Origin of the sequence: Caulobacter sp. HMWF025 (assembly GCF_003060965.1) — a bacterium.
In the GTDB taxonomy this organism is placed as follows: Bacteria; Pseudomonadota; Alphaproteobacteria; order Caulobacterales; family Caulobacteraceae; genus Caulobacter.
This window is the reverse complement of the sequence record NZ_QAII01000048.1, coordinates 23,638-31,607: the sequence shown is the minus strand read 5'-3', so window position 1 is coordinate 31,607 and position 7,970 is coordinate 23,638. Positions and strand designations below refer to the sequence as shown.

Genomic DNA, 7,970 nt, shown 5'->3' with positions numbered 1-7,970 from the left:
CCCGCCTGTAGTCCGTCATACCGAATCCCTATCGAAGCGCCGGGCCACATCATTCGACCTCGGATCGATAAAGGTTTCGCGACAGTTAGAGTTCCCTTGCCGGCACCGGGCCAGAACAGGCATGGCAAGGGCCACCCGGAACGCGTAAGTCGGAAGCAGAAGCGGCGGGGTCTGGATGGCGCGTTTTCTGTTCACAACATGGGAAGGCGGCGGACACGTCCAGCCCCTGCTTCTGGCGGCCCGTGAAGCCATGCTTGAGGGCCACGAGGTCCTCGTGGTGAGCGACCTCTGCAACGAACCGGACGCAGGCTTCGTCGAGGTTCCGTTCCGCCCCTGGACCCGTGCCCCCAGCCAGACCGGCAAGAGCCGCGAGGACGACCGGCTGAAAGATCACGAGGCCGATAACCCTCTGGACATCATCCATCGGCTTCTGGACCGGGTGATGACGGGCCCTGCCCTAGCCTACGCGCTTGATGCGCTGGAGGTGATCGACACCTTCAAACCTGATGTGGTCATCAGCCAGGAACTCCTGTTTGGCGCGATGGTGGCGGCAGAGGCCCGAAACCTTCCGCTGGCGGTGTTCGCGGCCAATATCTGGTCGCTCCCGACCCTCGAAGGCGTCCCGCCCTTCGGCGCGGGAATGCAGCCAGCGAGCAGCGATGAGGAGCGGACCATGCACAGCATGGTCACCCAGATGAGCCGCGGCTTCTTTCAGGCCGGACTGCCGGCGCTCAATGCGGCCAGAGAGGCCCTTGAGCTTGCACCTCTCGTCGACCTGTTCGAACAGGTCGGCTATGCGGCACGCGTTCTTCTGGCGACCAGCCAGGCTTTCGATTTTGCACCCGACGTCCTTCCCGAGCCCTTTGCCTATGCTGGACCCTACATGTCGGATCCGGCCTGGGCTCCCCGGCTATCTGCCCCTGATGGCGATGCCCCGCTTGTGCTGGTCTCCTTCTCGAGCCTCTACCAGGCTCAGGAAGGCGTTCTCGGTCGAGTCATCGAGGCTCTTGGACGGCTCCCGGTGAGGGCTGTTGTGACGACGGGGCCAACCCTGTCTCCAGATGAATTCAAAGCCCCGCAGAATGTCACGATCGTTAGGGCTGGGGCTCACTCGGACCTCCTGCCCATGGCCGCGCTGTTCATTACCCATGCAGGCCACGGATCGACCCTTCGCCCCCTGATGGCCGGCGTTCCGTTGCTGTGCCTTCCTCTCGGACGGGACCAGCATGATAACGCAGCAAGGGCCACGGGTCGCGGGGCGGGTCTGGTCCGCTCGGCTCAAGCCAGTGTTGATGAGCTTGTCGTTGCAATCACGACGCTACTGGACGACCCGGTGTTCCGGGAACAGGCCGTTAGCCTCGGCCGCCTTGTCCAGGCCGATTTCGCCAACCGCCGTGCAACGCGGCTCATAGAGACCCTGCTCTGATCGCAGACTGTCGGGGGTCTTCAACCTACCGGACAAGGGCCGGTCAGAACTTTCTGGTGGGCGGTGAGGGGATCGAACCCCCGACCCTCTCGGTGTAAACGAGACGCTCTACCGCTGAGCTAACCGCCCCCCAAATGCGTCGGGCCTTCTAGCCTCCGGGACCGGAAGGCGAAAGCCGGAAAATAAAAAAGGGCGAGCGCACCACCCGGTGCCCCGCCCCTCTCCTGCCCTTCGGAAAGGCTTAGCTGTTGAGGCTGGTCTTCAAACCTTCGCCGACCTGAAACCGGGCGGTCTTCGAGGCCGGACGGTTCACCGTCTCGCCGGTCCGAGGATTACGAGCGGTTCCCGCTGCGCGTGCGACGGCCTTGAATGTGCCAAAGCCCACAAGCCGAACGTCTTCACCAGCCTTGAGGGACTCGGTGACCGATTCAACGAAGGCTTCCAGAGCGTCCTTGGCCTGATTTTTATTGATGCCCGCCTTTTCGGCGATGGCCGTCACGAGTTCGGCTTTTGTGGTCATGTTTTTCTCCCAGCCCTAAAGCGGCGGCGTCTTGTAAAAGCCGACACCGCTTCGCTTGCTGCCGATTATGGCCGCAGAAAAAGTCCCGTCAAACGAAGGCGACGCGGGAATGACCCGCGCCGCCCAACTTATCGACAGTAACTTACGCTCAATGGGTGAGAATCGCGTCTGCGTCGCCGTCATCAACCTTCGCAGCTGCAGCAATTGGCTCGTCAGCCTCGCTCCATTCGATCGGCGTCAGCGGACCGGTCAAGGCATGCTTCAGAACCTCATCGGCCGTGGAAACAGGGATGATCTCTAGGCCGTCCTTCACAGACTGAGGTACGTCAACGAGATCCTTCTCGTTCTCCTGCGGGATCAGGACGGTTTTTACACCCGAGCGCAGGGCCGCTAGGAGCTTTTCCTTGAGGCCTCCGATGGCCGTGACCCGGCCCCGCAGGGTGATTTCGCCGGTCATGGCGATATCCTTGCGGATCGGGATCCCGGTCAGGACGGACACCATGGCCACCGCCATGGCCGCCCCGGCGGACGGGCCATCCTTGGGCGTTGCGCCGTCCGGAACGTGGATGTGGACATCGGTCTTTTCAAAGACCGGCGGCTTGATCCCGAAATGCAGGGCGCGTGACCGGACATAGGACTGAGCGGCGGAGATCGACTCCTTCATCACGTCCTTGAGGTTGCCCGTGACCGTCATGCGGCCCTTGCCCGGCATCTTCACGGCTTCGATGGTGAGGATATCGCCACCGAACTCCGTCCAGGCCAGACCCGTAACGATCCCGACCTGATCGATCTCGTCGGTTTCGCCATAGCGGTACTTCTTGACGCCGGCGTACTTGGCGAGCCGCTCGTCATCAATCGTGATCGAGGTGATCTGTTCCCGACCGAGGTCGCGCACGGCCTTGCGAGCGAGCTTGCCCAACTCGCGCTCAAGCGAGCGGACGCCGGCTTCCCGCGTGTAGTAGCGGATAAGGTCGCGGATCGCCTTTTCGGGCACAAAGAACTCGGACTCCTTCAGTCCGTGATCCTTGATCAGCTTGGGCAGGACGTGACGCGTGGCGATTTCAAGCTTCTCATCCTCGGTGTAGCCGGCGATGCGAATGATCTCCATGCGATCCAGCAGGGGCTGGGGCATGTTGAGGCTATTGGCCGTCGTGACGAACATCACCTGTGAGAGATCGTAGTCGACCTCAAGATAGTGGTCGCCGAAGGTCGAGTTCTGCGCCGGATCGAGGACTTCGAGCAGAGCCGAGGCCGGATCGCCACGATAGTCACTGCCCATCTTGTCGATTTCGTCGAGCAGGACGAAGGCATTGGTCGTCTTGGCCTTCTTCATCGACTGGATGACCTTGCCGGGCATCGAGCCGATATAGGTGCGGCGGTGACCACGGATTTCAGCTTCGTCCCGAACCCCGCCGAGGCTCATCCGCACGAACTCTCGGCCTGTCGCCTTGGCGAGCGACTTGCCCAGTGAGGTCTTGCCGACGCCGGGCGGGCCGACGAGGCAGAGGATCGGCCCCTTGAGCGAGTTGGTTCGGGCCTGAACCGCCAGGTACTCGAGAATCCGCTCCTTGACCTTCTCAAGCCCGTAGTGGTCGGCATCGAGAATGTTCTCGGCTTCGGTCAGATCGATCTTCTTGGTCTTGGCCTTCCCCCAGGGGATCGACAGCATCCAGTCCAGATAGTTGCGAACGACCGTGCTCTCGGCGGACATAGGGCTCATGTTGCGCAGCTTCTTCAGCTCGCCCTCAGCCTTGGTCCGGGCCTCCTTCGAAAGCCGGGTCTTTTTGATGCGCTTTTCGAGGTCGATCAGCTCGTCGCGCTGGTCATCCGGATCACCGAGCTCGCGCTGGATCGCCTTCATCTGCTCGTTGAGATAGTACTCGCGCTGGGTCTTCTCCATCTGGCGCTTCACGCGCGAGCGGATCTTCTTCTCGACCTGCAGGACGCTGATCTCGCCCTCCATCAGCGCGAAGACCTTCTCCAGGCGCTTCACGATATCGAAGATTTCCAGCAGGTGCTGTTTGTCGCCGATCTTGACCGAAAGGTGCGCCGCAATGCTGTCGGCAAGCTTGCCGGGCTCGGCAATCTGCGGGATCGACGCGAGGGCCTCGGGCGGGACCTTCTTGTTCAGTTTGACGTAGTTCTCGAACTGCTCAACGACGGCGCGCGACAGGGCTTCAGCCTCGGGACCGACGCCTTCGTCTTCGCTGACTTCGCCGATCTGCGCCTCGTAGAACGACTCCTGGTCGGTAAAGCGAATGACCGCAGCCCGCGCCTTGCCCTCAACGAGCACTTTCACCGTGCCGTCAGGAAGCTTCAGGAGCTGCAAGACCGTCGCCAGTACCCCAACGTCATAGATGTCGCCCGGTGAGGGGTCGTCATCCGCTGAATTCTTCTGGGTCACCAACAGGATCTGCTTGTCGCCGCGCATGACCTCCTCGAGGGCGCGAACAGACTTGTCCCGACCGACAAACAACGGAACCACCATGTGCGGGAACACAACAATATCCCGCAGGGGCAGAACAGGAAGCGTACGAATCTCAGACATGATGCTTTCTACTCCTGACCGGCGCGGAAATTTCGCGCTCGGCCATGCGGGCCGCCGTCACGCCAGACGATGCGCCTGAGTCGTGCGGCCCGTCCGCCCGGGACTGGGCGAATGCTCGCTATTTATGTGGACGTTTCTTGACGATCTTCAAGGATCACCCGCGCTTAGCGACCAGAGGTCGCGGCACCGGTAGAAACACGTGACCAGCAAAATCCCAGAAGAGGGCGCGCCATCTGGCGACGCGCTGCCCACGCAGGCGCAATGCAGGTCGGGGCCCCGCCCCGGGAAGGCCAAAGCCCCCGGAGCGGGATCCCGGGGTTAGGCCGAAGCCGCCCCGCCCTTCTTTTCGGCATAGATCAACAGGGGCTGAGCCCGGCCTTCAACGACTTCAGCGTTCACAACCACTTCTTCGACGCCTTCGTAGTTGGGCAGTTCGAACATGGTCTCGAGCAGAATGCCTTCCATGATCGACCGCAGGCCACGAGCGCCGGTCTTGCGCGCGATGGCCTTGGTCGCCACCCCGTGGAGCGCGTCCTCGGTGAAGGTCAGGCCGATGTTCTCCATCTCGAACAGGCGCTGGTACTGCTTGACGAAGGCGTTCTTCGGCTCGGTCAGGATCTTCACCAGGGCGGCCTCGTCGAGGTCTTCCAGGGTCGCGATCACCGGCAAGCGGCCAATGAATTCCGGGATCAGGCCAAAGCGCTGCAGGTCATCCGGCTCAACGTTGCGCAGGATCTCGCCCGTGCGACGCTCTTCCGGATCGGCCACCTTGGCGCCGAAGCCGATCGACTTGCCCTGGCCGCGCGCCGAAATGATGCGCTCCAGACCTGCGAAGGCCCCGCCGCAGATGAACAGGATGTTCGTCGTGTCGACCTGCAGGAACTCCTGCTGCGGATGCTTGCGGCCACCCTGCGGCGGAACGGACGCCACGGTCCCTTCCATGATCTTCAGCAGGGCCTGCTGCACACCCTCGCCCGAAACATCGCGGGTGATCGACGGGTTGTCCGACTTGCGGCTGATCTTGTCGATTTCATCGATGTAGACGATGCCGCGCTGGGCCCGCTCGACATTGTAGTCGGCAGCCTGGAGCAGCTTTAGCACGATATTCTCGACGTCCTCACCGACATAACCGGCCTCGGTCAGGGTGGTGGCGTCCGCCATCGTGAAGGGCACATCGATGATTCGGGCGAGAGTCTGAGCCAGCAGCGTCTTGCCCGTACCGGTCGGACCGACCAGCAGGATGTTGGACTTCGCCAGTTCGACGTCGTTGTTCTTGGAGGCGTGGTTCAGGCGCTTGTAGTGATTGTGCACCGCGACCGCGAGCACCTTCTTGGCGTGCCCTTGCCCAATAACGTAATCGTCCAGGACTTCGCAGATCTCGCGAGGTGTCGGCACACCATCCTTCGACTTAACAAAGGCGATCTTGTGCTCTTCGCGGATGATGTCCATGCAGAGCTCGACGCATTCATCACAAATGAACACCGTCGGTCCCGCGATGAGCTTACGCACCTCATGCTGGCTCTTTCCGCAGAAAGAACAATACAGAGTGCTCTTGGTATCGCCGCTCGCGGCTTTCGTCATGGTCGCTTCTCACGCTATGGCGGCACCAGCTACTGCCGTGCCGCCCGCTCCTGGCTCACACACTGCCGCCGAGCGGACAGCCTACAGGCCGGGAGTTGTCTAATCCTTGACATTCCCCGATCCCGCCGCAGTTCACAAGCCTTGCCGCCGTATTCAGGCACGGGACTCACGAAAGCAGCGTGCGGTGCCCGTGCCTTCTATCCTAAATTGGGGCTTATGGGTTAAGGCGCAACCGCTCGCACGCCCGGTGAAGACCGGGATGCCGGAAGACTTTAGAGGCCGACCGGGAATCGTGGTCGAACACCCGCTGATTAAACAAGGCGCGCCCGGCGGGCGCGGAAACGAATGGCGAAGCGCACATTGATGGCCAAGGGCCTGACGGCATCGAAACCGATGACCGGTGACATGCTGGATGCGCCTGCCCTCGTCGCCTTTGATTTTGACGGGACCCTGACGGCCCGCGACAGCTTCAACGCCTTCCTTCGCTGGCGCGCAGGCCCTACCCGCTGGGCCATCGGCCTGATCAAGCTGTCGCCGGCCCTGATCGCCTATGCATTCAATCGCAATCGCGGGAAGCTCAAGGCTGCGGCTGTCCGGGAGTTCCTCAGGGGCGTCAGCCTCAGTCGCCTGGAAGCGGACGCCAGGAGCTTTGCCGAAATTCATGCGCTCTCGCTGTTCCGCCCGGACGCGATCGCGGCCTGGCGTCAGTGGCGGGCCAGGGGCGCAAAGCTGGTGATCGTCACGGCGTCCCCTGAAATCACCGTGGCACCCTTTGCCCGCGGCCTCGGTGCAGACATGCTGATCGGGACACGCCTGGCCCTGGACCTCAACGACCGGGTCATCGGTGCCCTCTCCGGCCCCAATTGCCGGGCCAAGGAGAAGGTCGTCCGTCTGAAGGAAGTGTTCGGCGAGGACGTTCGCCTGGATGCTGCCTATGGCGACACGTCCGGGGATACCGAAATGCTGGCCATCGCCGACGAGCGTGGCTATCGCGTCTTCCGCGGCAAGCCTTGACGCCCGCAGCCTTCGCCTCGCCGAGAGCTGTAGCTCCCACGAAAAAGCCGCCCCCCGAGTTCAGGGAGCGGCTTGGATCATCGCGTCTTTGCGCCGATGCCTATTCGGCGATATCGGGACCGTCGCGGCTTTCATTGATGTGGTCGATCAGACCCCAGGCCTTGGCTTCTTCCGCGCTCATGAAATGGTCGCGGTCCAGGGTGCGCTCAACCTCTTCGTAGGTGCGACCGCAATGCTTGACGTAGATCTCGTTCAAGCGGCGCTTGGTCTTGATGATGTCTTCAGCGTGGCGCTCGATATCCGAGGCCTGGCCGCGGAAGCCGCCGGACGGCTGGTGGACCATGATCCGCGAATTGGGAAGCGAGATGCGATGGCCAGCGGCACCGGCGCAAAGCAGCAGGCTGCCCATCGATGCGGCCATGCCCATGCAAACCGTCGAAACCGGGCTCTTGATGTATTGCATGGTGTCGTAGATTGCGAGGCCCGCCGTGACGACGCCGCCCGGCGAGTTGATGTACATGGCGATTTCCTTCTTGGGGTTCTCGGACTCCAGGAAGAGAAGCTGAGCGCAGATCAGGCTGGCCATGCCGTCCTCGACTGGACCGGTCAGGAAGATGATCCGCTCCTTCAGAAGACGCGAGAAAATGTCGAACGCACGCTCGCCGCGGCTGGTCTGTTCAACCACCATCGGCACGAGGTTCATCGCCGTCGCCATCGGATCATACATAGGGTTCGCCCTTTTTCGCGTTTTGGGGCCGTGCGAATCGGACCTCGCGCGGCGTCGCCAACGCATATCGCGTGGGGCTTAACAGGTTGCAAGGAGGCGGACCCCGACCGCACATAAAGAAAAAGGGCGCAGCCCTTGCAAGCTGCGCCCCCTG

General features: G+C 62.1%; 6 protein-coding genes and 1 tRNA gene. 2 read left to right on the top strand and 5 right to left on the bottom strand.

Annotation, left to right across the window (positions count from 1 at the left end; translation table 11 throughout):
* Positions 1-175: 175 nt before the first annotated feature.
* A complete protein-coding gene (locus DBR10_RS06020; RefSeq protein WP_108503702.1) occupies positions 176-1,426 on the top strand; it encodes a glycosyltransferase in 1,251 nt (416 codons plus the stop codon).
* Between the two features lie 54 nt (positions 1,427-1,480).
* On the opposite strand, the gene DBR10_RS06015 is transcribed toward DBR10_RS06020, so the two are convergent.
* From DBR10_RS06015 to clpX, 4 genes are all read right to left on the bottom strand, one after another.
* Positions 1,481-1,555: transfer RNA gene (locus tag DBR10_RS06015), tRNA-Val, on the bottom strand.
* Positions 1,556-1,667: 112 nt separating this feature from the next.
* Positions 1,668-1,946 (bottom strand): HU family DNA-binding protein, encoded by a 279-nt coding sequence (locus DBR10_RS06010; RefSeq protein WP_108503701.1) that lies wholly within the window; start codon positions 1,944-1,946, stop codon positions 1,668-1,670.
* 148 nt (positions 1,947-2,094) lie between these two features.
* Positions 2,095-4,494, bottom strand: a complete 2,400-nt coding sequence (gene lon, locus DBR10_RS06005) for an endopeptidase La (protein WP_108503700.1) — start codon at positions 4,492-4,494, stop codon at positions 2,095-2,097.
* A gap of 318 nt (positions 4,495-4,812) precedes the next feature.
* A complete protein-coding gene (gene clpX / locus DBR10_RS06000; protein WP_108503699.1) occupies positions 4,813-6,075 on the bottom strand; it encodes an ATP-dependent Clp protease ATP-binding subunit ClpX in 1,263 nt (420 codons plus the stop codon).
* A gap of 345 nt (positions 6,076-6,420) precedes the next feature.
* On the opposite strand from clpX, the gene DBR10_RS05995 reads away from it, so the two are divergent.
* Entirely contained in the window at positions 6,421-7,089 is a 669-nt protein-coding gene (locus DBR10_RS05995) for an HAD-IB family hydrolase (protein ID WP_108503698.1), read from the top strand.
* 100 nt (positions 7,090-7,189) lie between these two features.
* Here DBR10_RS05995 and DBR10_RS05990 read toward each other — a convergent pair whose 3' ends face one another.
* Positions 7,190-7,816: an ATP-dependent Clp protease proteolytic subunit gene (locus DBR10_RS05990; protein WP_108503697.1), complete on the bottom strand. Its 627-nt coding sequence runs from the start codon at positions 7,814-7,816 to the stop codon at positions 7,190-7,192.
* Between the last annotated feature and the right edge of the window lie 154 nt (positions 7,817-7,970).

Bases quoted from the DNA above. Each gene is read 5' to 3' on its own strand.
- DBR10_RS06020 (WP_108503702.1), top strand. From the start codon at position 176: ATGGCGCGTTTTCTGTTCACAACATGGGAAGGCGGCGGACACGTCCAG.
- DBR10_RS06010 (WP_108503701.1), bottom strand. From the start codon at position 1,946: ATGACCACAAAAGCCGAACTCGTGACGGCCATCGCCGAAAAGGCGGGC.
- lon (WP_108503700.1), bottom strand. From the start codon at position 4,494: ATGTCTGAGATTCGTACGCTTCCTGTTCTGCCCCTGCGGGATATTGTT.
- clpX (WP_108503699.1), bottom strand. From the start codon at position 6,075: ATGACGAAAGCCGCGAGCGGCGATACCAAGAGCACTCTGTATTGTTCT.
- DBR10_RS05995 (WP_108503698.1), top strand. From the start codon at position 6,421: ATGGCGAAGCGCACATTGATGGCCAAGGGCCTGACGGCATCGAAACCG.
- DBR10_RS05990 (WP_108503697.1), bottom strand. From the start codon at position 7,816: ATGTATGATCCGATGGCGACGGCGATGAACCTCGTGCCGATGGTGGTT.